General features: G+C 58.3%; 30 protein-coding genes. 7 read left to right on the plus strand and 23 right to left on the minus strand.

Going from position 1 to position 25,027, the window contains the following annotated elements:
* Entirely contained in the window at positions 1–1,674 is a 1,674-nt protein-coding gene (eccD, locus tag CPPEL_RS09095; RefSeq protein ID WP_123960819.1) for a type VII secretion integral membrane protein EccD, read from the plus strand.
* 5 nt (positions 1,675–1,679) lie between these two features.
* On the plus strand, positions 1,680–2,912 hold the full coding sequence (locus CPPEL_RS09100; RefSeq protein WP_164470410.1) for a S8 family serine peptidase: 1,233 nt from the start codon (positions 1,680–1,682) through the stop codon (positions 2,910–2,912).
* A 24-nt stretch (positions 2,913–2,936) separates the two neighbouring features.
* Here CPPEL_RS09100 and CPPEL_RS09105 read toward each other — a convergent pair whose 3' ends face one another.
* The 14 genes from CPPEL_RS09105 to secY form a co-directional block, all read right to left on the minus strand.
* Positions 2,937–3,356, minus strand: coding sequence for a TIGR02611 family protein (locus tag CPPEL_RS09105; protein ID WP_123960821.1), 420 nt, complete (start codon positions 3,354–3,356; stop codon positions 2,937–2,939).
* A 214-nt stretch (positions 3,357–3,570) separates the two neighbouring features.
* Positions 3,571–5,025: a type VII secretion protein EccB gene (eccB, locus tag CPPEL_RS09110; RefSeq protein WP_123960822.1), complete on the minus strand. Its 1,455-nt coding sequence runs from the start codon at positions 5,023–5,025 to the stop codon at positions 3,571–3,573.
* A 75-nt stretch (positions 5,026–5,100) separates the two neighbouring features.
* On the minus strand, positions 5,101–5,940 hold the full coding sequence (truA, locus tag CPPEL_RS09115; protein WP_123960823.1) for a tRNA pseudouridine(38-40) synthase TruA: 840 nt from the start codon (positions 5,938–5,940) through the stop codon (positions 5,101–5,103).
* The gene (locus tag CPPEL_RS09120; RefSeq protein ID WP_123960824.1) at positions 5,933–6,667 is read right to left on the minus strand and encodes a hypothetical protein; all 735 of its coding nucleotides are present in this window, start codon (positions 6,665–6,667) and stop codon (positions 5,933–5,935) included. Before CPPEL_RS09120 ends, truA begins: the two co-directional genes overlap by 8 nt.
* A 108-nt stretch (positions 6,668–6,775) precedes the next feature.
* Entirely contained in the window at positions 6,776–7,282 is a 507-nt protein-coding gene (gene rplQ / locus CPPEL_RS09125) for a 50S ribosomal protein L17 (RefSeq protein WP_123960825.1), read from the minus strand.
* A 65-nt stretch (positions 7,283–7,347) separates the two neighbouring features.
* Complete coding sequence (locus CPPEL_RS09130) at positions 7,348–8,364, minus strand: DNA-directed RNA polymerase subunit alpha (protein WP_123960826.1); 1,017 nt, start codon at positions 8,362–8,364, stop codon at positions 7,348–7,350.
* 105 nt (positions 8,365–8,469) lie between these two features.
* Positions 8,470–9,075: a 30S ribosomal protein S4 gene (gene rpsD, locus CPPEL_RS09135; RefSeq protein ID WP_123960827.1), complete on the minus strand. Its 606-nt coding sequence runs from the start codon at positions 9,073–9,075 to the stop codon at positions 8,470–8,472.
* Between the two features lie 20 nt (positions 9,076–9,095).
* Positions 9,096–9,500, minus strand: a complete 405-nt coding sequence (rpsK, locus tag CPPEL_RS09140; RefSeq protein ID WP_123960828.1) for a 30S ribosomal protein S11 — start codon at positions 9,498–9,500, stop codon at positions 9,096–9,098.
* A 3-nt stretch (positions 9,501–9,503) separates the two neighbouring features.
* Entirely contained in the window at positions 9,504–9,872 is a 369-nt protein-coding gene (rpsM, locus tag CPPEL_RS09145) for a 30S ribosomal protein S13 (protein ID WP_123960829.1), read from the minus strand.
* A 195-nt stretch (positions 9,873–10,067) separates the two neighbouring features.
* Positions 10,068–10,286, minus strand: coding sequence for a translation initiation factor IF-1 (infA, locus tag CPPEL_RS09150; RefSeq protein WP_013241245.1), 219 nt, complete (start codon positions 10,284–10,286; stop codon positions 10,068–10,070).
* Between the two features lie 186 nt (positions 10,287–10,472).
* Complete coding sequence (locus CPPEL_RS09155) at positions 10,473–11,252, minus strand: L,D-transpeptidase (protein ID WP_123960830.1); 780 nt, start codon at positions 11,250–11,252, stop codon at positions 10,473–10,475.
* Positions 11,253–11,384: 132 nt separating this feature from the next.
* Positions 11,385–12,191, minus strand: coding sequence for a type I methionyl aminopeptidase (gene map / locus CPPEL_RS09160; RefSeq protein ID WP_123960831.1), 807 nt, complete (start codon positions 12,189–12,191; stop codon positions 11,385–11,387).
* A gap of 80 nt (positions 12,192–12,271) precedes the next feature.
* A complete protein-coding gene (locus tag CPPEL_RS09165; protein WP_123960832.1) occupies positions 12,272–12,817 on the minus strand; it encodes an adenylate kinase in 546 nt (181 codons plus the stop codon).
* The gene (gene secY, locus CPPEL_RS09170) at positions 12,817–14,142 is read right to left on the minus strand and encodes a preprotein translocase subunit SecY (protein ID WP_123960833.1); all 1,326 of its coding nucleotides are present in this window, start codon (positions 14,140–14,142) and stop codon (positions 12,817–12,819) included. Before secY ends, CPPEL_RS09165 begins: the two co-directional genes overlap by 1 nt.
* Before the next feature lie 316 nt (positions 14,143–14,458).
* On the opposite strand from secY, the gene CPPEL_RS09175 reads away from it, so the two are divergent.
* From CPPEL_RS09175 to fdhD, 4 genes are all read left to right on the plus strand, one after another.
* On the plus strand, positions 14,459–15,595 hold the full coding sequence (locus CPPEL_RS09175) for an ABC transporter ATP-binding protein (protein ID WP_123960834.1): 1,137 nt from the start codon (positions 14,459–14,461) through the stop codon (positions 15,593–15,595).
* A gap of 94 nt (positions 15,596–15,689) precedes the next feature.
* A complete protein-coding gene (locus tag CPPEL_RS09180) occupies positions 15,690–15,929 on the plus strand; it encodes a DUF6457 domain-containing protein (protein ID WP_123960835.1) in 240 nt (79 codons plus the stop codon).
* A 90-nt stretch (positions 15,930–16,019) separates the two neighbouring features.
* Positions 16,020–18,344, plus strand: a complete 2,325-nt coding sequence (locus tag CPPEL_RS09185; protein ID WP_123960836.1) for an FdhF/YdeP family oxidoreductase — start codon at positions 16,020–16,022, stop codon at positions 18,342–18,344.
* Complete coding sequence (fdhD, locus tag CPPEL_RS09190) at positions 18,344–19,180, plus strand: formate dehydrogenase accessory sulfurtransferase FdhD (protein ID WP_123960837.1); 837 nt, start codon at positions 18,344–18,346, stop codon at positions 19,178–19,180. Before CPPEL_RS09185 ends, fdhD begins: the two co-directional genes overlap by 1 nt.
* A gap of 50 nt (positions 19,181–19,230) precedes the next feature.
* Here fdhD and CPPEL_RS09195 read toward each other — a convergent pair whose 3' ends face one another.
* From CPPEL_RS09195 to rpsH, 8 genes are all read right to left on the minus strand, one after another.
* The gene (locus CPPEL_RS09195; protein ID WP_123960838.1) at positions 19,231–19,746 is read right to left on the minus strand and encodes an HdeD family acid-resistance protein; all 516 of its coding nucleotides are present in this window, start codon (positions 19,744–19,746) and stop codon (positions 19,231–19,233) included.
* A gap of 92 nt (positions 19,747–19,838) precedes the next feature.
* A complete protein-coding gene (locus tag CPPEL_RS09200) occupies positions 19,839–20,654 on the minus strand; it encodes an inositol monophosphatase family protein (protein WP_123960839.1) in 816 nt (271 codons plus the stop codon).
* Between the two features lie 118 nt (positions 20,655–20,772).
* A complete protein-coding gene (gene rplO / locus CPPEL_RS09205; RefSeq protein WP_123960840.1) occupies positions 20,773–21,222 on the minus strand; it encodes a 50S ribosomal protein L15 in 450 nt (149 codons plus the stop codon).
* A 3-nt stretch (positions 21,223–21,225) separates the two neighbouring features.
* Positions 21,226–21,411: a 50S ribosomal protein L30 gene (gene rpmD, locus CPPEL_RS09210; protein ID WP_123960841.1), complete on the minus strand. Its 186-nt coding sequence runs from the start codon at positions 21,409–21,411 to the stop codon at positions 21,226–21,228.
* Positions 21,412–21,415: 4 nt separating this feature from the next.
* Positions 21,416–22,042 (minus strand): 30S ribosomal protein S5, encoded by a 627-nt coding sequence (rpsE, locus tag CPPEL_RS09215; RefSeq protein WP_123960842.1) that lies wholly within the window; start codon positions 22,040–22,042, stop codon positions 21,416–21,418.
* 40 nt (positions 22,043–22,082) lie between these two features.
* A complete protein-coding gene (gene rplR / locus CPPEL_RS09220) occupies positions 22,083–22,490 on the minus strand; it encodes a 50S ribosomal protein L18 (RefSeq protein ID WP_123960843.1) in 408 nt (135 codons plus the stop codon).
* A gap of 3 nt (positions 22,491–22,493) precedes the next feature.
* A complete protein-coding gene (gene rplF, locus CPPEL_RS09225; RefSeq protein WP_123960844.1) occupies positions 22,494–23,030 on the minus strand; it encodes a 50S ribosomal protein L6 in 537 nt (178 codons plus the stop codon).
* A gap of 18 nt (positions 23,031–23,048) precedes the next feature.
* Positions 23,049–23,447, minus strand: a complete 399-nt coding sequence (gene rpsH, locus CPPEL_RS09230) for a 30S ribosomal protein S8 (RefSeq protein ID WP_123960845.1) — start codon at positions 23,445–23,447, stop codon at positions 23,049–23,051.
* A gap of 343 nt (positions 23,448–23,790) precedes the next feature.
* Between rpsH and CPPEL_RS09235 the strand changes: the two genes are divergently transcribed.
* Positions 23,791–23,955 (plus strand): antitoxin, encoded by a 165-nt coding sequence (locus tag CPPEL_RS09235; protein WP_123960846.1) that lies wholly within the window; start codon positions 23,791–23,793, stop codon positions 23,953–23,955.
* A 66-nt stretch (positions 23,956–24,021) separates the two neighbouring features.
* Here the strand turns inward: CPPEL_RS09235 and CPPEL_RS09240 are convergent, their stop codons facing one another.
* Positions 24,022–24,792: a GntR family transcriptional regulator gene (locus CPPEL_RS09240; protein ID WP_245990430.1), complete on the minus strand. Its 771-nt coding sequence runs from the start codon at positions 24,790–24,792 to the stop codon at positions 24,022–24,024.
* Between the last annotated feature and the right edge of the window lie 235 nt (positions 24,793–25,027).

The following is a 25,027-nucleotide window of genomic DNA, read 5'->3' on the forward strand; positions in this document are numbered from 1 at the left end:
GTGCACGTCGTAGACCAGGACATTCGGCTGCATTTTCGCATCAATTCCGGCAGGACAACTGCCAAAGTCCAAGCCGTAGACATGTCGATTCCGGCAAGCTCTAGCATCGCCGAAGTGCTCGCAGAGGTGCTCGACCTTGCCCAAGCACCAGCAGTGAGCGTGCCGTGGCAAGCCACCACACCGGCCGGCATTGAAATTGATGCCAACGAATCCATTGCCAATATCGGGCTCACGCACGGCTCGGTGGTGATGCTTCGGCCACGCAGGCCAACGCCAGTGCCAGTGCTGCGCGATTCAGCCGAAGCGGTATCGGCACTGGCGCAATTCGAACGCCCAGCACGGCATACCTCCATCGTCGCCGCAGCCACGGGAGCATTGGGGTGCATCGCACTGCTGTGTTTGAGCGCGTCTGGGCTTCATGCCGCCCTTGCTTGCGTGATTGCCGCAGTACTGCTCACGAGCGCTTTTACGTTTAAACCCAATGCGCTGATCATGCCCATGATTGCCACGCTTGTAGGCATTGCTGCCGGAATCTATGTCACCGGCCACCACGCAGAAGATGGTGTGTGGGGTTTGCTTGCCGGCGTAGTGGCAGCAATGAGTGCGATCGGGGTGTGCTGGGTGATCGTTCGGCTGCGCACCGGGGTGCATTTGCGATTTCGCCACCTGGATTGCTCAGCACAAGGCCAGGCCATTGGCCTAGGACGAGGTGGTGCTTCCAAGCGAGGCTCGACAAGGCGGGCAGGTAGCCATAGCGGGGCAACAGCGCTGCCGCAGGGCGAGGCAATGCGAAGCCCTGCAGCATCTGGGCGCAAAGGCCAGCAGGCATACGAGCTTGAGGATGTATCAGGCACGAGTGCAGAGCAAAAACACCACAAACACCCAGCGCAACTGGGGTGTTCCGGGGTATTAAGCCGCGAAGAAGCCGATGCGTTACGCACCTCCTGCATTGCCAGCTTGGCTTCCTGCTTCTTGCTTGGCTGCGGCGTGCCAGCAGGTTGGATGCATCAGCACTACCTCAGTGATCCCCTGGGGTGGCTGGTAGGTGCCAGTGCCCTGGTCATCTTAGGCGGTGCGCTGCTTGCCCTTGCAGCACCCCTGCTTGCCGCACACCTTGCGGGCCTGAGCGTACCGCGGGTGCCAACTGCCGGGGAGGATCTAGGCCACGGCGATGCAGAACATGATCCGATGGTGCTCAATGAACAAGCCAAGGTAGCACGCGTGATGTTTAATGGCCTCCACCTCGCCATTACCATCACCTCTGTACCGGCGCTGCTACTGCTTGCCGTTGGGAGCCTGCCAAGTGTGGGCATGCATGGTCACGCCGGTGCGTGCGTCGCACTCGGATTATCCGTGGCCTTGGCCTTACTCTTGCACGCACATCGGCATCAATCAGCACTGAGCATCTGGTGCATGTGGCTGGTGGCAATGGCAGCGCTGCTCAGCGCAAGCATCAGTGCCGCAGCACATGGGCACTGGGCATGGTTGAGCTTAAGCGGGCTCGCCTGCGGAGCCCTAGCACTAGCGAGTGCTTGGTCGCCGCGTTTACGCAACTTGGCACCTACCACCGTGGTGTGGATTGAGCGCCTCGAAGCGGCCAGCGTATGCCTGGCCATTCCTTTAACCTTGCAGATCTTAGGCTTATTTAGCCTGCTCAGGGGGCATGCAGGATGAGCCTCATGCTGAAGCACTTGAAGTATTTGCTTGGATTTTCGCCCTGCTTGGGTACACGCCGCGCTGGCGCTGGTGCCAGCGGGAGGGTCGGCAGCGCTAAATCCGGCAGCGCTAGAACCGGCAGCGCGATGGCCGCGGCGACGGCAGCGGCGATCACCCTTTCGGCGGTGGCATGTGTTCCGCACAGCCTGCTTCCCGCAGCGTATGCAGCAGAATGCCCCGAGACGGTTGGCGCCGATACTGAGCAAATTGCCTCCCAGGCACTAAGAAGCGATGCGTATCGACCTGCGCATCGTTTTGCCGATGGCACCGGAGTTACGGTGGCCGTGATCGATACGGGTGTGGAGCCACATCCTCGCCTGCGCCTGCACCCAGACAATGAGCCTGGAGATTGCCAAGCTCACGGCACCATCGTGGCCGGGGTAATTGCTGCGCACGACAACGGTGATGGCGTGGTGGGCGTTGCCCCTGGTGCAGAGATCTTAGGTATTCGCCAGGAAGGCGATCAGCGCCGTGAAGATACTGCCGGCACCATCGCCACCTTGGTCGATGCCATCGACGAAGCGATTGAGCACCACGTGCAGATCATCAATATTTCGGTGGTGGCCTGCGTGCCACCGGGCACAGCGCTCGCGAACACTGCCTTAGATCAGGTGATTCAAAAAGCCGAGGCACACGGCATCGTGATTGTGGCTGCGGCTGGAAATATTGGCGGCCCATGCGCCGAGCACAGTCAAGCGCTTCCTGCCTCACATCCCCTGGTGGTAGGCGTTGGAGCCACCAGCGATGAGCGCACCCTTGCCACATATTCCATGCCGGTTGAAGGCTTTGCCTTCAGTGCCCCTGGGCATGTGATGGCAGCAGTTGATCCTCGCGGCCCCGGTTTGGCTGCAGCTACCAGCAGCTATAACACCACCGCGGTGTTTGAAGGCACGAGCTTTGCTGCCCCATTGGTGGCAGGCACCTTTGCATTGCTGCGCCAACGCCATCCCGATGCTTCTCCTGCACAATTACGCGCCATGCTCCAACACAGCGTTGATCCAAATACTGGGGTGGTAGATCCGCTTCGCAGTGTGACGTTTAGGCACGAAGATGCCCAGCACCATCAGGTGCAACTTTTGGCGCGTAGCCCTATAAGAACGCAGGGCTTATCCAAACTGTTGTTGTTATTACTTGGCGCAAGCCTGCTGGGCATTGTTGTACTAGCACTTGGCCGAAGCCGTGAGCACACTAGCTAAGGCCTAGAGGTTAAGGCTTAGGCGTTAAGGCGTAGAGGCGAGCATGGGATCCAGCGCTGGAAACATCCCCATTTTCCAGCCAACCCATGTAATGCCAAGCACGGTAATCCATGCGGCGAGCACCGTGCCTGAAATCAGTGAATAGCGCACCTTTTTCGGCTGCGGCTGATACCAGTTGCTAAAGCGATCATAGGAAGACACACCCCAGCCGAGCAGCCTGGCAGCCCAATGCACCTCGAGGCTTAGTACACCGATGCCGACAAATACGGTGAGCCAACCTGGCCCTGGAAATGGAATGGTGATCAGCCCGACAATCACAATCAGGGTGCCTAAGGTGAGCACGGCCGGGCGAACGAGGAATCCATAGCGGCGCTGTTTGAGCGCCTCGTGGTTGCGTTCTAAACGCTCTACTTTTTCAGCAACTGCATCACGCATACTGGCCACGGCACATTCCACCTCCTTCAAGCACGAGCAACCGTTAGCTTGGCATAGCCTTGTCCATCTAGACAAGGGGTTCAGCCCAAGTGTAGCGCTTGTTGGTGCGCACACCGCAGGTCATTATCAAGCTCACAGCCTGCTCACATGAGCTTTTTAGGCCACAGCCACCACACCGGCTCCTCCCGCCGACGCAGATGTCTTGGCCAAAGCGCGCTGGAGGCTAAGGTTGCGCGGCTTCTTCTTGCGCTGCTTGCTCTTCTTGCTGTTGCTCTTCTTCTGCCTGCTCTTGCGGCGTAGGTGATGGTGTGGCCGAGTCACTATCTGCAGCCGCGGCCGAGGATGAAGCAGCCGGCGTGGGCTGGTCTTGCTGCGCGGATCCAATAAAGCTGCGCCCAGCGGCTGAGGCCGAAAGTTCGCTGCCTTCAGGCAACAGGCGAAGCAGCACCCAAGGAATCATCACCGGCTGCGCCAAGCCCAGGGCCGGGTAGTGTGCATCGCTGATTCTGTGCCGAAGCCCCGACTCCCCTATGACGTGCGTGCCGTTGATGGTGCGCACCCCAATGGAAGTACCAAAGGTGTGGGCATGGGTGGCCACCGAGGTACCGGCCAAGGCCACTGCGTGATGAAGCAACTGTTCACTGGATGCATTGAGCACGCCAACGTGATGGGTAAATCCATCCTGTTCCCAGCGCGTTTGAATACATACCGGCTGGGCTGCAGGATTGATCCACTCCACGGTGCTTTCTGGTAAATCGATGCTGCGTTGGGCATCGGCACGTTGCGTTAATTCGGTGCGCCCAAGCGTTTTGAGGTTATTTCCCAAATCGAGCAGGATATCGCGTTGCAGTGGTGTGAGCGCGACTATGCCTTGGGGCAGGCTCAACCAGGCTTGATCTTCTGCCTGCAAGATATCGCCTTGCCACTGGGGCACCGGCGGAGCTTCGGTGATGGCATTGAGCACATCTTCTGGCGGGCGCCACCTGGCAGTAGCGTGGTCGATATCCATGTGCCTTCGTATCACCCTGCCTTCAGGGGTATCTGCCGGTGGCAACAGCAGGCGTTGATTGTGGCTGATAATCCATTCATCGCTGCCGACCGCAGCCAAAATCCCTTTGCTTTTTGCCATGCGTGGCACGGTTTCTTGGCCAAGCACCACGTCTTGGACCTCACCGGGGATTCTCGGAATTCCTTCTGTGGGCGTATTGGCACCTTGGGTGGTGCACAGGCTCCACGATGGCTGTTCTATTGGTGATTCACTTAAAATCCCGGGCGCGTCGATGATGCCCACGGGTGCTGCGATGGGTGTGTTTTTCAAGATCTGATCGCCTGCTTTAATCGGGTTCGCAGGCTCGCCTACCAGCAGCCTTGCCGATGCCAAATTGGCTACCGGGTGCAACACTTCTTCTTCGCGCACCAGTAATTGCCCGCTTTTTGCCTTCAGAATCGGCGCATCGCCTGGGTCGGGCTCGGGCTTGAGCCACGCCAAGGCGGCAGATCCTACACAGAGCAAGATGCTAATGGCTAGGCCTGCGGCCACAGCTTTTCGACGTTTGCCGAGTGGATCATGCAACATGCGCTCGTCGCCAAGCGCTACCCCAAGCTCGAGCCTTCTGCTTAAAAACTTGTGCCCTGAAACTTGGGCTTTGGTGGTGGGACGCATCGGTGGCTGCGCCATAGTGGCCTCCTAGTGTTGGAACTTCCCCTCACTAGGAATTAGACGCAAATACGCTGCCTGCGGTTCCCAACTTTTTTAATCCAGGCTTCGCACTGCCCTGGTATCCATGGCGCGTTGAGCCAATTCCTCTGCCGGCGGATAATCCACCTGTACCAAGCTCAAGCCCTTGGCTGGGGCTACCGGCACGTTATTTGAGCGGCTGGTTTGGCTCAGCAGTGAACGAGTAAATGCATCATCGCGGCGGCCTTCGCCAACCACCAGGCAGGCGCCTACCAAGGAGCGCACCATGGACCAACAAAAGGCATCGGCCTGTACCCGCGCCTCGTAGAGCTGCGGTTCTTCCTCGGTGGAAATATCGTGCCAGGTAAATGCCTGCAGCTCGCGGATGGTGGTGGCACCGTCGCGGTGTTTACAAAAAGCGGCAAAATCGTGCAGCCCGATCAGTGCTTGTGCTGCATCATTCATGCGCTGGAGATCCACCGGCTTGGCCCAGGTGGCCGTATCAACCGCCCTGGTAGGCAAGGCGCCGCGGGGGTGGGTGGTGATGCGATAGCGGTAGTGGCGCGCCAGGGCAGAAAAGCGCGCGTCGAAGCCCTTAGGGGCGAATTCGCAGCGGTGGATGCGCACGTCTTCGGGCAACAGGCGCGCGAGCCTTCGCACAAGCCTCCTCGGATCGCCGTCGATGCTTCGAGTATCCAAGGCACTTGCTGGAACGTCGAAGTGCGCCACCTGCCCGGTGGCGTGTACCCCTGCATCGGTTCTTCCTGCCACGCTGAGTGCAATGGGTTCGCGCAGGATCAATTGGAGTGCATCTTCGAGCACTCTTTGGACTGTTCTTAGATCTTGGTTGCCTTGGCGTGCCCAGCCATGAAAATTGCTGCCATCATAGGCAAGGTCGATGCGGATCCTAGGCATGCGTCCCCGCTGTTGCTGCCTTGGGGCGGGCGTGCTGGATTAGGGCGCTGGCAAAAAGCAGCATCCACAGTGCACCGCTATCTACGGCGATGTGTTGGAAAAGGCCAAATGAGGCTGGCGCTGGGCTAAGCACGAAGAAGAGATAGCCGCCTACAGAAATCACCAGCACGATCAAGGTGATAATGGCCTGGGGTTTGTTTAATAAAGGCTTGGAGGCCTGCTTGAGCAGCGGCTCATAGCGCAGCGCAATGATGGCGTTGCTGAGCATGACTACCCATAGGGCAATGCACCCTACGCCGAAGGCGAGTTGGTGTGCGATCACGCTATCGCCCACATCGAGCATGGCGCTTAAGATCAGGCAGATACCCACGATAGCCAGGCCGAAGGCGCTGATCAGCGCGCCACGATAGGGCGGGGTTTTCGCGGCCGCTCCCCGGTGGTCTACACCGATGGCACGTAGTGCCGTCGCACTAAGCAGGAGTAGAAGGCCTGCGAATTGGAAGCCGATGATGTAGAAGATGTGCCCTGGGCTGCATACTGCTCGCGGCATGGTCACATCGAAGAGCACTTCGCATTCGCGTGCGCCTAAGTCGCTGATGTACATGGTGTCTGGCAGATAGGTGCCATCCCACATGAGCATGGCAATGAATTGGCCAAGCCAGAGCAGTGCTACCGCCGGCAAGATGGCGAAGCCTGCTACGGAGAGCTTGTTGCGGTTTTTAAACACGGCCTATTCCTTTGCATCGCGTGTGCGGTGGTGCAGTCTGGGTTGAGCATAGCCAAAAAACGGGCCGAAGCGTATCTGCTTCGGCCCGTGTAAGTAAAGGAAAGAGGTTTAGTTCTCTTCTTCCTTAGCCTCGGTCTCGGTTGCTTCTGCCTCGGTGGCTTCTGCAGCGTTGTCCTCGGTGTTCTCCTCAGCCTGTGCTTCTTCGGCCTGCTTGGAAGCAGCGGCGCGAGCAGCACGGTTGGCCTCGTTGGAGACGGTCTCTTCGAGCACCAGGGAGATCTGGCTCATGGGAGCGTTGTCGCCCTTGCGGTTCTCGAGCTTGACGATGCGGGTGTAGCCACCCTCGCGGCCCTCGAACTGGGGTGCAAGGTTGTCAAAGAGGTGCTTGACGATCTCTTTGTTGTTGACCAGCTTGAGCACGTTGCGGCGGTCGGCGATGGTGCCGGACTTTGCCTTGGTGATCAGCTTTTCTGCGTAAGGACGCAGCATCTTAGCCTTGGCATCGGTGGTCTTGATGGCACCGTGCTCGAACAGTTGTGCCGCGAGGTTGGACAGAATGTGCTTCTGGTGGCTCGCGGAACCGCCGAGGCGGGCGCCCTTCTTAGGGGTAGGCATAGTGTTCTCCTCGTAAACGGATGTTGTGAGCGCGTTGGGTCACAGGTGGTGACCCGTGGGGGCTTTTACTCGGAATCTTCCGGGTCCGTGTCCACGTAATCGCCGGTAGCGGCGTCGTAGCCTTCAAGCTGAGTGGGGTCGAAATCCTCAGGGGTGTCCTTGAGGCTCAGGCCCAAACCGGCGAGCTTGATCTTGACCTCGTTGATCGACTTCTGGCCGAAGTTGCGGATGTCCAGCAGGTCCGATTCGGTGCACTCTGCGAGCTCACCAACGGTGTGGATATCTTGACGCTTCAGGCAGTTGTAGGAACGAACAGAGAAGTTCAGGTCCTCGATCGGAGTGCCGTAGGCAGCGATGTATTCGGTCTCCTGCGGGGAGGGGCCGATTTCGATGCCTTCGGCTGCAGTGTTGAGTTCGCGTGCCAAACCGAAGAGTTCCACCAGGGTCTTGCCTGCCGACGCAAGGGCGTCGCGGGGAGCCATGGAGTTCTTGGTTTCCACGTCGATGATCAGCTTGTCAAAGTCGGTGCGCTGCTCAACACGAGTAGCCTCGACCTTGTAGCTCACCTTCAGCACCGGGGAGTAGATCTGATCCACGGGGATGCGGCCGATTTCGCTGGTACCGGAGTACAGCGTTGCCGGAACATAACCGCGGCCACGCTCCACAATCATCTCGATCTCAAGGCTGCCCTGCTCGTTGAGGGAAGCGATATGGAGATCGGGGTTGTGGATCTCAACACCTGCTGGGGGCTCGATGGTGCCTGCGGTCACTTCGCCTGGGCCTTCGGCACGCAGGTACATCACGACCGGCTCATCGGAGTCGGAGGACAGCACCAATCCCTTGATGTTCAAGATGATGTCGGAAACATCTTCCTTCACACCGTTGATGGTGGTGAACTCGTGCAGCACGCCGTCGATCTTCACGCTGGTGACAGCGGCACCAGGGATAGAAGAAAGCAGGGTGCGGCGCAGCGAGTTGCCGAGGGTGTAGCCAAAGCCCGGCTCGAGCGGCTCAATGATGAACCGGGAACGAGCGGAATCCACATACTCTTCGGTGAGAGTAGGGCGTTGAGAAATGAGCATGAAGAGGACTCTCCTTGAGGTGACGACCGCTATTTGACGTCTGTGGACGGAAAGGAAAATTCGAGTGGCAGTAAACGCGTGGTGCAGGTGCACCACATGGTGCGATTACTTCGAGTAAAGCTCGACGATGAGCTGCTCTTGCAGCGGAACGTCGATCTGAGCGCGCTCGGGCAACTGGTGCACGAGGATGCGCAGGTTAGCCGGCACGACCTGCAACCATGCAGGAACGACGGCGTCGACCAGGTTCTCCTGAGCCTCTTCGAACCACAGCATCTTCTGCGACTTGTCGCGAACATCGATGATGTCGTACTGGGAGACACGGTAGGAAGGAACGTTAACCTTCTTGCCGTTGACCAGGAAGTGGCCGTGGGACACGAGCTGACGTGCCTGGCGGCGGGTGCGTGCAAGACCTGCACGGTAGATCACGTTGTCCAGGCGAGACTCGAGCAGAATTACCAGGTTGTCACCGGTCTTGCCGGGCAGGCGGTTAGCTTCTGCGTAGTAACGGCGGAACTGCTTTTCCAGAACGCCGTAGGTGAAACGAGCCTTCTGCTTCTCTTGGAGCTGCAGGAGGTACTCAGACTCTTTGATGCGAGCGCGGCCGGCCTGCCCCGGAGGGTAAGGACGACGCTCGAATGCCATGTCTCCGCCGACAAGGTCGACGCGGAGGCGGCGGGACTTACGGGTTGCTGGGCCGGTATAACGAGCCATAGTAAGTTACCTTTCCTTTCTTAAACGCGACGACGCTTCGGCGGACGGCAGCCATTGAAGGGCTGAGGGGTGACGTCGGTGATCGACGAAACCTCAAGGCCGGCAGCCTGCAGAGAACGGATAGCGGTTTCGCGGCCCGAGCCCGGACCCTTAACGAAAACGTCAACCTTCTTCATTCCGTGGTCCATTGCCTTGCGGGCAGCGTTCTCAGCAGCAAGCTGTGCAGCGAACGGGGTGGACTTGCGGGAGCCCTTGAAGCCAACGTGGCCGGAGGACGCCCAGGAGATCACAGCACCATTAGGGTCCGTGATGGACACGATGGTGTTGTTGAAGGTGGACTTGATGTATGCGTGGCCCTGAGCCACGTTCTTCTTTACGACGCGACGGCCGGTACGGCGTGCGCCACTACGTGCTTTTGGAGGCATGAATTACTTCTTCTTTCCGGCGATCGTCTTCTTCGGGCCCTTGCGCGTGCGGGCGTTGGTCTTGGTGCGCTGACCGCGAACGGGCAGACCACGACGGTGGCGCAGACCCTGGTAGGAACCAATTTCGATCTTGCGACGAATATCAGCCTGTACCTGGCGGCGGAGGTCACCCTCAACCTTCCAGGTTGCTTCGATAACGTCACGAAGAGCAGAAAGCTGCTCATCGCTCAAGTTGTCGGTGCGCAGGTCCGGGGAAATGCCGGTCTCTTCAAGCAAGGTGGCGGCACGGGCGGGGCCGATGCCGTAGATGTAAGTGAGTGCAACCTCCATGCGCTTATTGCGCGGGAGGTCAACTCCAGCTAGACGTGCCATGTGGCAGTACCTTTCCGGTTGTTACGGTGGTTTTCTCCATACTCGCCCTCGCACATGGCATACGCTTTGCCCGGTCGGCGCCGGACGATGGGTATGCACGTCATACGAGGCTCCAGCCACCGTCGCTGGAGGTATCCATCACTCACGCTGCTAGAACAGCGGCGCGGTTTGAGAGTATGAAGGCTGAAATATTGCTTATTTGTAGCGGTAAACGATGCGACCTCGGTTGAGGTCATAAGGTGAAAGCTCCACTACAACGCGATCCTCGGGGAGGATGCGGATATAGTGCTGGCGCATCTTGCCACTGATATGAGCGAGCACCTTGTGCCCGTTGTCGAGCTCGACGCGGAACATTGCATTAGGCAAAGGCTCGATAATTCGACCCTCAACCTCGATTGCGCCTTCCTTAGCCATAGCCTCCACTTTCCTGAGACTCTTGCCAGCATTATTGCTGCTCAAAAGCCTGAATGTTTGGAATGTTTACCTTGGCGTGGCACATAAGTGCACACACCAACGTTCCACACTACACACAAGCTGCGAAAATACCAAACGCTCCTGCCACGGCTCGGCGTGGCAGGAGCGATCGGAACTGATATTGCGCTAGAACACGTACACCATATCGCCGTTTTGAAGGGTATCGAAGTACTTCACGGAATCGTCGTGGCGCAGGTGGATGCAGCCATGCGACATCACATTCGGATCGCCCTCATGGAAGGCAATGCCGTTGTTGGTGAAGTACACGGCATTCGGCATCGGAGCGTTGTTGAACTCGCGAGACACCTCATCTTTGACCTTGCGGTTGACGATGTGGCGTCCGGTGGGGGTTTCATAGCCCGCACGGCCACTCGAGATTGGCACCGGACCATAGGTGATCTTGCCGTCTTCTTGCAGCCAGGATTCCTGCTTGGCTAGGTCGATGCAGGCATCAGCCTCTTTGGGGCAGGGGTTTTCCGGGGTTACGGGCTCTACCTGGCGCGGTGCCGGTGCAGGCACGGTGCGCTCGGCGATCAGGCCTGGGAAGAAGGCCTCGACGGTGGAGTCGATGGCGATCAGGGTTTGCTCGCGAAGCTCAACCGGAAGCACCTCGGCCTGCTGGCGCAGTGTTTCGCGCAGCTGCCATGCACCATCGCGGGTTTGCTGGCCGAACTGCTGCAGGCTGTCGTTGATGCGCTGGTTGAGTTGCTCTGCCGGCTGGGTAACGGTGCCGGGCAGTTGGATGAGCTGATCCAGGCTAGAAGGCAGCTTCAGCGAGCCGAAATCCTGTGCGTTGGCCGGTTGCTGGGCAGCAACCAGGGCGACGGTGGCGGCGGTGGTGCCAACTACTGCGGCGGCACGACGGCGCAGCGGGGACTTCTTTGCGTGGCGAGGCTTGTATGACATGGCAGCTACTATAAACCCTTCTTGAACAAAATCGCGCATCCTTGCACGAATGTCTCGCGTTGTTTCCATCACCTAAATGATGCGACTTTCATAAATCTATCGAAAAAGCGCCAGGTGACGTTACATCTTTTTTTAGGCTCTCATCGTTTTTCGTGGCGTGAGAATACGCGGGCCCTGATCAGTGGCAGCAACGGTGTGCTCCCAGTGCGCGGCATAGGAATCATCTTCGGTGACTACCGTCCACTCATCTTCGAGCACATAGGAATCGACGGATCCGAGGGTGAGCATGGGTTCGATAGCGAGTACGGAACCTGCCTGAATGATTGGGCCTTTGCCCGGCTTGCCTTCATTTTCCAAGTAGGGATCTTCGTGCATCGTGCGCCCGATGCCGTGTCCGCCGTAGCCATCGACGATTCCCAATGCCACACCAAAGCGTTGCTCCGCTGCGCGCGTCGCCTGTTCGAGGGCATGGGAGACGTCGCTAAGCCTATTGCCAGGAACCATAGCCTTCAGGCCTTCATAGAGCACAAACTCAGTGGCCTTGTTTAAGGCTTGGACGTCGTGGTCGAGCTCGCCAATGCCGAAACTGCACGCTGAATCGCCCACCCAGCCTTCGAAGGTGGCGCCGCAGTCGATGGAGACCAGATCGCCTTCTTTGAGGATCTTGCGGCTATTGGGGATGCCGTGAACGATCTCCTCATTGATCGATGCGCAAACAGAGGCCGGGAAGCCCTGGTAGCCCAAGAAAGTGGGAGTGGCACCGTGGGAGCGGATGACCTCTTCGGCAATACGGTCAAGATCAAGGGTGCTCATGCCAGCGGTTGCGGCTTCACGCACCGCATCCAAGGCCTCGCCTACGATCCGGCCAGCGGCCTCCATGGCGTCGAGTTCGCCTGGGGTTTTGGCGGGGATGGTTTTGCGTTTTCTTCTAAAAGCCATGGGCTTTCCTCTTATACGTTGTGGAGCAATGAGAAACACCGGGGCAGCCTTGCCGCACCCGGTGTTGAAATTTTTTGGTGTTAGCTCTGAAGAGCCTCGAGGGTGCGTGCGTTGATTTCTTCCACGCTACCTTCGGCGGTGATGTTGATGATCTGATCGCCGTAGTAATCAATCAACGGGGCAGTTTCAGATCGATACACCTCAAGGCGGGTGCGGATGGTGTCTTCATTATCATCGGCACGGCCGCGGCCAAGCATGCGCTCTACCACCACGTCCTCGGAGACCTGGAAGTTGATTACGCCGTCGAGCTTGGTGCCGAACTCTTCAAGGAAACCGTTGAGGATATCGGCCTGTTCCACGGTGCGCGGGAAGCCATCGAGGAGGAAGCCATTGTTGGCGTCTTCTTCTTGCAGGCGAGCCTTGACCATGCGCGCGGTGACGTCGGTAGGCACGAGCTTGCCGGCGTCGATGTACTCCTGAGCTTCCTTACCCAGGTCGGTGCCTTCGCCGATGTTGGCGCGGAAGAGATCACCGGTGGAGATGTGGGGGATGCCGAGCTTTTCGCTCAGGATCACCGCTTGAGTGCCTTTACCAGCACCGGGAGGGCCAAGGAGTACCAGACGCATTATTTCAACAATCCTTCGTAGTTACTTTGCAGCAGTTGCGATTCGATCTGCTTGACGGTGGTCAGTGCCACGGACACCATAATCAAGATGGCCGTACCACCGAATGGCGTTGCACCAGTGGCGCCGCCACCGCTCACACCTAAATCTAGCGCGATGTTTGGTAGCACCGCGATAAAGCCCAGGTAGAGCGCGCCCACAAACAGCAGACGATTCATCACATATCCAAGGTACTCGGCTGTGGGGCGTCCTGGGCGAATTCCAGGGATAAAGCCGCCGTATTTCTTCATGTTCTCGGCCTGCTCGTTCGGGTCGTATTGCACCGAAACGTAGAAGTAGGAGAAGAAGATGATCAGCACGAAGTACATCACGATGTACTGCCAGGAGCTGGGCTGTTGGAGGTGAGCGATCACGTTGCGCTGCCACCAGCTATCAGAAACCTCGGCGCTGCCGGAGTTGATGATCTGGGTGATCAGCACAGGCATGTAGATCAAAGAGGAGGCGAAGATCACGGGGATCACGCCGGCCTGGTTCACCTTCAGCGGCAGGTAGGTAGAAGAGCCACCGTACTGGCGTCGGCCAACCATGCGCTTGGCGTACTGCACCGGGATGCGGCGCTGGCCTTGCTCAACAAAGACCACGCCGATCACCAGCAAGATCACAGCGGCCAGCACAACACCGAAGACCACGCCACCGGAGCTGTTGAGGATATTGGCGCCATCAGAAGGCAGGCGCGTAGCAATGCCGGCGAAGATCAGCAGCGACATGCCGTTGCCCACACCGCGCTCGGTGATGATCTCACCGAGCCACATGACCAAGATGGCACCGGCGGTCATGGTGGTGACCAGCACCACCAAGGTCCACACCGAGGCGTCGTCGACAAGCACCTGCACGCCTGCGCCGAGGAGCTGCTGGCGATCTGCAAGGGCCACAATGCCGGCGGATTGCAGCAGTGCTAGTGCCAAGGTGAGGTAGCGGGTGTACTGGTCCATCTTGGCCTGACCCGATTGCCCCTCCTTTTTCAGCTCCTCAAATTTAGGAATCACCACGGTGAGCAACTGCACGATAATCGACGCGGTGATGTAGGGCATCACACCAATGGCGAAGATAGAAAGCTGCAGCAGCGCACCGCCGGAGAAGAGATTGATCAGCGAATAAACGCTTGAGGAGTCGGCGGTGAGGTCACGCAGCCTTCCACTGATGCTTGCGTAGTCCACGCCTGGGGAAGGGATCTGGGCACCAATTCGATACAGCACGATCAAAGCGATGCTGATCAGAATCTTCTTGCGCAGATCCGCGTCCCGGAATGCCTGAGTAATGGCGGACACTTATCCTCCTGGGCTCTGCGTTACTACCCCAAAGGGTGTGGCACAGAGTTCACGTGGTTGTTTTCGGGCCAGGCGCTGGGCATGTGCAAAGCCAGTTGGGCTCTGACTTGCCAGCACTTGGGGTCTTCACAGTCTTAGACGCAGTCACTCTACCACCCAGGTTGTATTGCTCATAGCAGTACGCCTGCGCACAGCCATCGAGATCACCAAGAAAGAAGTAATGTGACTGGCAACGTCGAAAAGCTTTTTGCGTTATCCATCCCACTTCACTCGGATCGTTTGGCACGTACCTGCCAATGAAGATAAGGAGCGCCACATGGCATCTGTGACCTTCGAACAAGCCACGCGCATCTACCCCGGCGCGAGCAGCCCATCAGTAGATCACATCTCACTAGAAATCCAAGACGGTGAATTCCTCGTGCTCGTAGGGCCTTCCGGCTGTGGAAAGTCCACCACCTTGCGCATGCTCGCCGGACTGGAAGAGGTAAATGAAGGCCGCATCCTCATCGGTGATCGTGACGTAAGCAATGTGGCGCCAAAAGACCGCGACATCGCAATGGTGTTTCAAAATTACGCGCTATACCCACACATGAGCGTGCGCGAAAATATGGGCTTCGCCCTCAAAATGGACGGGCGCTCGAAGGAAGAAATTTCACAAAGAGTAGAAGACGCCGCCCGCATGCTGGACCTCAGCGAGCTGCTCGACCGCAAACCCAAAGCACTCTCGGGCGGTCAGCGCCAGCGCGTGGCCATGGGGCGAGCCATTGTGCGCGAACCCCAAGTCTTTCTCATGGACGAGCCCCTATCCAATTTGGACGCCAAACTGCGCGTGCAAACCCGCACACAAATCGCCTCACTGCAGAAGAAACTGGGCGTGACCACGGTGTATGTTACCCACGACCAAACCGAGGCGCTCACCATGGGCGACCGGATCGCCGTGCTCGAATCCGGCGTGCTCCAGCAAGTGGGCACCCCGCGTGAGCTGTATGAACGCCCCGCCAACGCCTTTGTGGCCGGCTTTATCGGCTCACCTGCAATGAACCTGCACACCTTCAAGGTTGAAGGCGATCAGGCCGTGCGCGGCGATGCGCAGATCCCACTAAGCCCAGCCACCCTTGCCGCCTTAGAACAAGAAGGCGCCAGCACCATCACCTTGGGCTTTCGCCCGGAGGCACTCGAGATTGCTCAACACGAAGGCCCCGGCCATCTGCCCCTGCTCATCACCTTGGTAGAAGAACTCGGCTCCGATACCTATCTTTATGGCGCGCTGGAAGGCGCCTCTGGCCGGCACGCCGCCCCAGCGGGCGATCCTGACACCGAGCTAGGCAATCAGGTAGTCATCCGCACCACCCCCGGAGTAAGCCCCGCGGAAGGAAGCCGCATCTTTGCGCGCATTACCCCAGGTGGTTTGCATTGCTTTTCGACGTCCAGCGGCCTTCGTTTGCCGCAGTAATTACAGGGCGCGGGTGCTCGCGTGCTTGGGCGCTGGTGCTCGCGTGCTTGGGCGGGTCCGGGGCGGGCCTGGGCGGTGCCTAAGATGAAGCACTATGGCACAGGATCTTTCAAGCACCTATGAGTGGGTCACCCGGCTTGCCCAGGAATTCGATATAGACGCCGAGCTTGCCCGGGAAGTGGTGCCGGCTCTGTTGGATCTCACCCGCGATGTCGCCCACGAGCAAGCCCGGCCCGCAGCACCCTTGAGCGCCTTCTTGGTTGGTCTTGCCGCCAAGGGCGCAAGCGCAGAAGAAATCCAGGGGCTGATCAATAAAGCGCGAGCGCTTTTGTAGCTGCCAGCCCCCGTGGCGAGGGCTTTTGCCTAGGCTAAAGCATAAAGGCTGCACACATGCTGCCCCTTGCGCTGGCTAGAATCGGCAACTATGAGCCAGCACACTCCCATCCCTGTGAACGCAGAGCAAAACACCTTCGACGCACCGAAGGTAGGTAAGCGAAAAACTAAAGCCGCCGGCGTTCCAGGTGTGCTCCATGCAATGCAGCACGCGGTACCTAATAGGGCGCTGCTGCCGCTGCTCACAATGAATAAAGACGGCGGTATCGACTGCCCCGGCTGTGCTTGGCCAGAGCCTGCGCAAAGCGACCTCAACGTGGTGGAGTTCTGCGAAAACGGTGCGAAGGCCGTGGCTGAGGAAACTACTCCCCATCGCGCTACACCTGAGTTTTTTGCAAAGTATTCGGTAAGCGAACTGCGCGAGAAAACCGATCACTGGCTGGGCAAGCAGGGCCGTTTAACCACCCCCATGCTCTATGATCGCGATTCCGGCGATGATCACTACCGCCCCATTTCTTGGGACGAGGCCTATGAGCTTATGGCCTCCCAGCTGCAAAGCATTCGCCCAGAAGAGGCCATCTTCTATACCTCCGGGCGCGCATCGAATGAGGCCGCCTATATCTTTGGCTTGCTGGCTCGCAGGCTTGGCACCAATAACCTGCCCGATTGCGGCAACCTCTGCCATGAGTCCACCGGCTCTGCGTTGGGTGAAACCCTTGGCCTTGGTAAGGGCTCTGTAGTGATGTCGGATTTCTATAACACCGACCTCATTATTTCTGTTGGCCAAAATCCCGGCACCAACCACCCCCGCTCGCTCACAGCGTTGAAGAAGTGCAAGGACAACGGCGGCAAGATCGTAGCCATTAATCCGCTGCCCGAGGCTGGGCTGATTAGCTTTATGGAGCCGCAGTCGGTCAAAGGTGCGCTCGGTGTGGCCGAGAAACTTGCCGATGAATACGTGCAGGTTCGCCTCGATGGCGACCGCGCCTTCTTCCAGGCGCTGAATAAGGAATTGATTCGCCGCGACGCGATCGACCACGAATTCCTAGACACCTTCTGCTCTGGGGCAGAGGAAACGATCAAGCATCTGCAATCCCTTGACAATGCCGAGCTAGAGCGCGGCTCCGGGGTGCTTCAGCGCCAGGTCAATCGCGTGGCCGACATGGTGGAGGCCGCAGAGACGGTGGTGCTGAGCTGGACTTTGGGTGTAACCCAGCACAAAAACGCCGTGTACACCTTGCGCGAGATGGTCAACTTCCTGCTGCTTACCGGCAATATTGGTAAACCCGGTGCCGGTGCTGCTCCCCTGCGCGGGCACTCCAATGTGCAGGGCAACCGCACGGTGGGTATTTGGGAGAAGATGCCCGAGCACTTCTTGCAGGCCTTGGAGGATCGTTTCGGTTTCGATGTCCCCCGTGAGCACGGCTTTGATTCAGTGGATTCGATGCGTGCGATGCGCGATGGCAAGACCAAGTTCTTTATGTCGCTCGGTGGCAACTTCGTGCGCGTTTCACCCGATACCACCGTCATTGAGCAGGCTATGAGTTCCCAGGAACTTACCGTGCACTTATCCACCAAGCCCAATGGTTCTCATGCCTACCCAGGCCGTCGCTCGTTGATCCTGCCGGTGAAGGCGCGCACGGATAAAGATGTGCAGGCCAGCGGCCCGCAGAGGATCACGGTGGAGGATTCCTTCTCCTCTGTGCACGCCTCTATTGGTAAGCGCACTGCCAATAAGGATCTGGATTTGCAGTCCGAGGTAGAGATTATTGCCAAGACGGGCATTGCCACCTTTGGTGATGAGTTCTGGCAGCCGATGATCGATGATTATTCGGTGATTCGCGATCATATTGAGGCCACCATCGACGGTTTCGAGCGCTATAACGAGCGCATTGATATCCCCGGCGGCTTCTTCTTACCCAATGGTCCTCGTGAGCGCATCTTCAATACCTCCGACGGCAAGGCACAGCTGACGGTGAATGAAACCAACGTGATTGATTTGCCCCGTGGCGCTTTCCTGCTTTCCACGGTGCGTTCGCACGATCAGTACAACTCCACCATTTATGGCTTGGATGATCGCTACCGCGGCATCTCCAATGGCCGTCGCGTGGTGTTTGTCAGCCCCGAGGATTGCCGCGAGCGCCAGCTTCACCATGGCGATTTGGTCAATATTGTCTCTGAATATGATGGCATTCGCCGCGTGGCCCCCAATTTCCGCGTCGTTGAGTATCAAACCGCCAAGGATTGCGTAACGGCTTATTTCCCCGAGGCAAATGCGGTGATTCCGCTTTCCGAGGCCGCCGAGCACTCAAATACCCCGATTTCCAAGTCGGTGGTGGTACGCCTTGAGCCTGTGGGCATGACTGCAAACGAGGCCGAGGATCAGGGTCTGGTGCTTGAGGAGCAGCAAAAGTAGTGGGTAGGCTTTCGCGCAATATCGCGGTGAGCAAGTTCTCGCTTGTCGACGCCCCAGCACCCCACGTTGAGCGCCGCGCCGATGCCGTGGCTGTGGAGGAACCTTTAGAGGTACGCATTGGTGGAGAGGTAGTTGCCAGCACCATGCGCACTCCCGGCCACGACATTGAATGGTTGCACGGCTACCTTTTTGCCGAAGGCCTGATCCGTTCGGCCTCCGATATTGCAGAGGCTCGCTATTGTGCCGGTTCCACAGCAGATGGTGTGAACACCTATAACGTGCTGGAAGTGGATTTACGGCCCGGCGTGCGCGCGCCTGGGCTAGAGCACATTCGCATTCGCCCTGGCACTTCTGCCTGCGGGGTGTGCGGTTCGAGCTCCATGTACGCGGTACTCAATCGCGTTCCCGCCAAGCTCTGCCCTCCCCCACTGAGTGCCGAGCAGATCGCTGCGATGCCGCAGATCTTGCGCAAGCAACAAAAGCTTTTTCGACGCACCGGCGGCGTGCACGCTGCGGGTATCTTCAACGCTCAGGGCGAACTAGAGCTTCTACGCGAGGACGTCGGTCGCCACAACGCCGCCGATAAGGTCATTGGTGCGCTGCTGATGGATGATGCGCTTCCTGCGAAAGACAAAGTACTGGTGATGAGTTCTCGCGCCAGCTTCGAGCTGGTGCAAAAGGCCGCTCTGGCGGGCATTCCTGCCCTGGTTGCTGTTTCTGCTGCAACCTCTTTGGCCGTGGACTTAGCCCGTGCAAGCGGCATGATCTTAGCGGGGTTTGTTCGTGATGACAGGCTGAATCTCTATGCCGGTGAGCTGGACTGCTCGGCTCCTTAAGGCACAGAAAAAAGCCGGGCTTTGTAGCCCGGCTTTGTTATTTTTGGCGTTTAGCCTTCTGCTGGCCTGAAAAATTCGAGCACACGGATCACGCCGAAGGCGATGAGCACGGAGGCGAAGATATAGGACAAGACGATGGCAGAAAACAGCGGGTTAAACATCACGGCCACACCGAGCAGGAGCACCAAGGTGCCGGTGATCAGCAGGGTGGCTTTGAGCGAACGCGGGCCTACAACACCGGCGGCAATGCGGCCGGCACCGATGAAGATCAGCCAGAATCCCACCAGGTAGGGCACGATGGTGGCCTGAGCCATTGCGGAATTACCCAGTAGACCAATGCCGATGATCAGCGTCAGAATTGCCAGGGCGAGGTCCCAGCCGCTTCTTAAGGCCCTGGGGCGTTGGAAGTAATCCACGATGGCGACGATGGCATCAACTAAGACGATGAAGGTGAAGATCCATCCGAGTGTGGCCATATTCCACACTGGGTTGGCAAAGACCAGCACGCCGCCGATGATGAATAACACGCCCGAAAGCAGCGCCAACCAATTCTTTCCTGTGATCATTTCTGCTCCTTAAAAACCAGCTTCTTTTGTGCTTATGCGTCATCTTTAATGTACTCCAAGCCATGAGCATGCACAGTGTTCGAGCTTGATTCTTAGATCCTTTTTGGCAGCAGTGCTGCAAGCTCTTGAGCCACTGATGGCGCTGCTGCCAGCACCAGTGCGGCGTCGTCTGCAAAGCTATCTAGGGCAGGTAGTGTGCACGATGCGCCTGCTTCTTCGGCGATCAAGCTGCCGGCGGCTACGTCCCAAGGGTTGAGGCCATGTTCAAAGTATGCGTCCACGCTGCCTTCTGCTACGCGGCACAGGTCAAGTGCTGCCGAGCCGAACCTTCGTATATCTCGCACCTGGCCAAGCAGTGTTGCAATCAGGGCGCCTTGGGTGCTCCTGCGCTGCGCATCATAGCTAAACCCAGTGGCAAGCAAGGTGGAGGCTAAGCCATCTGGTGTAGAGCACTGCAGGGCTTGCCATTGGCCTTGGCGCAAACGCCAGGCTCCTTCGCCGCGCACGCCAAGGTAGGTGATCTCGGCTGGAACGTCGTGGACCACGCCTACCTCGATGCGCCCTGCTACTTCCAAAGCGATCGAGACTGCATAGGCCTGGGCATCGTAGAGAAAGTTCACCGTGCCATCGATAGGGTCTACAATCCATCTTCTTGTGCCATTGCTACTGCCGCCGGCCTGGGATTCTTCACCCAAGATGGCGACCCCTGGTTCTTGCTGGCGTAGGTAGGTAGCGATGTATTGTTCGGATTCTTTATCCACTACCGTGACTGGGTCCACCGTGGAGCTTTTATGTTCCACACCAAGGGCGTGGAGGTTGTATTCGGCTCTGCGCTTGGAAATCAGCTCGGCTGCGCCTTGGGCTGCGGTGTATGCGATAAGTGCATCGGGATGTGTACTAGGGATCATGATGTGAGCTTATGTCCTTTTTTGGATTGCCTTGGCCTCCACGCTCATCTGTGTGGGTTGAGCTATAGCAAAACCCCGCTTACCGGCAGGTAAGCGGGGTTTAAGCGTGCTTCAAAGATTACTTGGAAGCGGTGATCGAGCCGCCAGCGGCTTCGATCTTTTCCTGTGCGGACTTGGAGAACTTCTCCACGGTCACGTTGACCTTGGCGGAGATTTCACCGTTACCCAGCACCTTGACGGGCTGGTTCTTGCGCACGAGACCCTTAGCAACGAGGTCTGCAACGGTGACGTCGCCACCATTTTCGAAGTGCTTCTGCAGGTCTGCAACGTTGACTACCTGGTAGTAGACCTTGTTGCGAGCCTTGAAGCCCTTCAGCTTGGGCAGACGCATGTGCAGCGGCATCTGGCCACCCTCGAAAGCAGCCGAAACTTGCTTACGAGCCTTGGTGCCCTTGGTACCGCGGCCGGCGGTCTTACCCTTGGAGGCCTCACCGCGACCAACGCGGGTCTTGTCCTTGTGAGCGCCCGGTGCTGGGCGCAGGTCGTGGAGCTTGATTGGTTCGCTCATGTTTTACTCCCCTGCCACTTCTTCGACCTCAACCATGTGGCGCACGATGTGAATCATGCCGCGCACGGCTGCGGAATCTTCGCGGACTACGGAGTGGTTGATGCGCTTCAGGCCGAGAGCAGTCATGTTCTTACGCTGCTTCGGGTTTGCGCCAACCAGTCCCTTCTTCTGGGTGATCTTCAGGGCCATGGTTTTACGCCTCCTGTCCTGCGCGCTGGCGCAGCATACGAGCCGGAGCCACTTCCTCCAAGGTCTTACCGCGGCGAGCGGCAACCTCTTCGGGGCGAGCGAGCTGCTTCAGGCCAGCAACGGTGGCGTGCACCACGTTGATGGCGTTGTCGGAGCCCAGCGACTTGCAGAGGATGTCCTGTACGCCTGCGCACTCGAGCACGGGGCGGGCAGCGCCACCGGCGATCACACCGGTACCCGGTGCGGCGGGGCGCATCATCACGACACCGGCAGCGGCTTCGCCCTGCACGGGGTGGGTGATGGTGCCGGCAATCATGGGCACGCGGAAGAAGTTCTTACGAGCCTCTTCTGCACCCTTTTGGATTGCCGCAGGAACTTCCTTGGCCTTACCGTAGCCAACGCCGACCATGCCCTTGCCGTCGCCGACGATCACGAGGGCGGTGAAGCTGAAGCGACGACCACCCTTCACGACCTTGGACACACGGTTGATGGTCACGACGCGCTCGATGTACTGCGAGCGCTCGTCCTGCTGGTTACGACGGTCGTCGCGGCGGCCGCCGCGGCGCTCGTTGCGGTTGTCGTTGTTGTTGTCGGCGGAGCGTCCGCCGTCACGCCGTTCACGTCCCGGCATTACGCGATCCTTCCGTTGATGTTCTTGGTGAAAGCGGTCATTAGAACTTCAGACCACCTTCGCGAGCAGCCTCGGCCAGCGCAGCAACGCGGCCGTGGTACTTGTAACCTGCGCGGTCAAAGACGACCTTTTCTACGCCAGCGGCCTTAGCGCGCTCAGCAATGAGCTGGCCAACCTTGGCGCCCTTGGCCTTCTTGTCGCCTTCGATGCCACGAACATCGGCTTCCATGGTGGAAGCGGCAGCAAGGGTGTGGCCCTTGGTGTCGTCGATGACCTGGACGTGCATGTGGCGCGAAGAGCGGTGCACGACGAGGCGGGGAGCCTCGGCGGTGCCACGCAGGGTCTTGCGGATGCGTTCGTGACGGCGTACGCGAGCCTGGCGACGGCGGGTGGAAATGTCCTTGCCAACCGGCAGGCGCTTGCCGTTGTTGTTCTCGTTGTTGCTCATCTTTTACTTACCCGTCTTTCCGACCTTGCGACGGATCTGCTCGCCTTCGTAGCGAATACCCTTGCCCTTGTAAGGATCGTCCTTACGCAGACGGCGGATGTTGGCGGCGATCTGTCCAACCTTTTGCTTGTCGATACCGGAAACGGACAGCTTGGTGTTGCCGTCCACAGCGAATGTGATGCCTTCCGGAGCCTTGATCAGAACCGGGTGGGAGTAACCCAAGGAGAACTCGAGATCCTGGCCCTTTTGCTGCACACGGTAACCAACACCGAAGATTTCCATCTTGATGGTGTAGCCCTCGGTCACGCCAACAACGATGTTGTTCACGAGCGAACGGGAAAGACCGTGCAGCGAGCGGTTCTTGCGGTGATCATCCGGACGGCTGACCACGATCTGGCCGTTATCAACAGCAACAGAGATCGGAGCCGGTACGTCGACGTCGAGGGTGCCCTTGGGGCCTTTCACCTCTACGTGCTGGCCGTCAATCTTGACGTCCACACCGGACGGGATAGCGATAGGTGCCTTACCTACACGTGACATGTTCTAGTCCCCCTTCTCTTACCAGACGTAGGCGAGGACTTCCCCGCCCACCTTCTTCTCGTGAGCCTGGCGATCGGTGAGCAGACCCTGGGAGGTGGAGATGATTGCCACGCCCAGGCCGCCGAGCACCTTCGGCAGGTTGGTGGACTTTGCGTACACGCGCAGACCCGGCTTGGACACGCGACGCAGGCCCTGGATGGAGCCTTCGCGGTTGGGGCCGTACTTCAGGTCCAGGGTGAGGGTCTTGCCAACCTTGGCATCCTCAACCTGGTAGTCAGCGATGTAGCCTTCCTGCTTCAAGATCTCAGCAATATTTGCCTTGAGCTTGGAAGAAGGCATCGACACGGTGTCATGGTGCGCGTGGTTAGCGTTGCGCACGCGCGACAGCATGTCGGCAATAGGATCGGTCATGGTCATAAGAAGTGACCTTGCGCCTTTCTCGTTGCGGTTCCTTCACCCACCTGAAACGTCACCGTGCGTTCTTGGGCCACTCATCGCTCTTATAGCTCAGTAGCTATAAGGGCTCGCTGCCACTTTCTCGCTCGGCCGCAAAAGGCGGGAGGCCTACAACAAAGTAGGTGTTTTACGTTTACAAATTGGACTCCTCGAAAAAGTCCAAAGTGCAACACTACGGTATCCACGAGCGCTTTTGCAAGCTTTTTTAGTGCCCCCACGTTTTGGTCTACAGCTCGCAACCTCCGGGCATGGGGTTTATGCTCTTAAAGGTCAATGTTCCCAACAACATGCAAAGGAGTTGCGTATGGGCATCATGGATAAGGCAAAGGACTTCCTCAACAGCGAGGAAAACACCGACAAGGCCCTAGACAAGGCTGCTGATGTAGCTAAGCAGAAGCTTGGCGAGGACAAAGCAGACAAGATCGATAAGGCACGCGACGCCGCCGACAAGAAGCTCGGCAGCGAGTAAAACCGCAGCGCCTAAAAAGCCCGCCCCACGTGTTGTGGGGCGGGCTTTTTTCGTCGAAAAGCTCAATCAGGCAGGTTCGGATTGCAGGGCATCGCCTTGATTTTTGACCAAACTCAGCGGCGAGCGGTTCCCTCGCACAGAGACTAAGGAAAAGCGTGCTCGCGAAGGCAAGTAGCGATCGTCGGAGGCCTCGATCGGCACCCCATCACGGGTAAAGGCCCTGCGGTACATGCGAAGCAGCGGGGCACCTTCGGCAACTCCGAGCAATGCGGCATCCTCTTTGGGCGCGGCGATGGCATCAATCGCACGGCTCGCGTGATGGATATCCACACCGCAATCGATGATGCGCTGGTAGATCGACCCGGAATCGGGGTCGAAATTCAATACATGCTGGCCCACCCACAGCGGATACGTAAGGCGCTCAAGCATCGCGGGCGTGCCGTCCATAGTGCGCAAACGCAGGAGGGAAACAATGGGCTCGCCCTCTCCGATTTCAAGGGCATCTGCCATGGGTTTATCTGCAGGCTTACGCATCATCCACTGCGTTTTTTGGCCAGGCTGCACTCCACTTTCCAAGCACCACTGGGTAAAGGAAATGACAGAGTCGAAAGGCTGGGAGCGGATATTTTCTAGCACCACTGATCGGCGGCCACGGCCTGAAGAAATCAGCCCTTCGTTGCGCAGCGTGCTCATGGCCTGGCGCACCGGGCCGCGAGACGAGGAGAATTGTTCACATAATTCAGCCTCAGATGGCAAAGGATCACCTGGGCACAACGCACCAGAGGTGATCTCTTTCCGCAGGAAATTAGCAATCAATTCATGCTGTTGAAACGCCACAACCACTTCCTGCAACTCTCGAGCCCGCCTCGCACCACGTTTGGCACGGGGTGCTTCTAGGAACGCTAGGGCCATGCCCTAGGGGCAATATCAATGACTTGTCTTGCTTTTCGTGCCGCGCAGAGTCGGACCATGCAGAGTCGGAACCATGCTGGGTCGGACCATGCAGAGCCGAAACCATGCTGGGCTGGAACCATGCTAGGCCTGGACTGAAGCGGCGGCTTCAGCAGGTGTT

This window comes from Corynebacterium pseudopelargi, assembly GCF_003814005.1.
GTDB classification, from domain to species: domain Bacteria; phylum Actinomycetota; class Actinomycetes; order Mycobacteriales; family Mycobacteriaceae; genus Corynebacterium; species Corynebacterium pseudopelargi.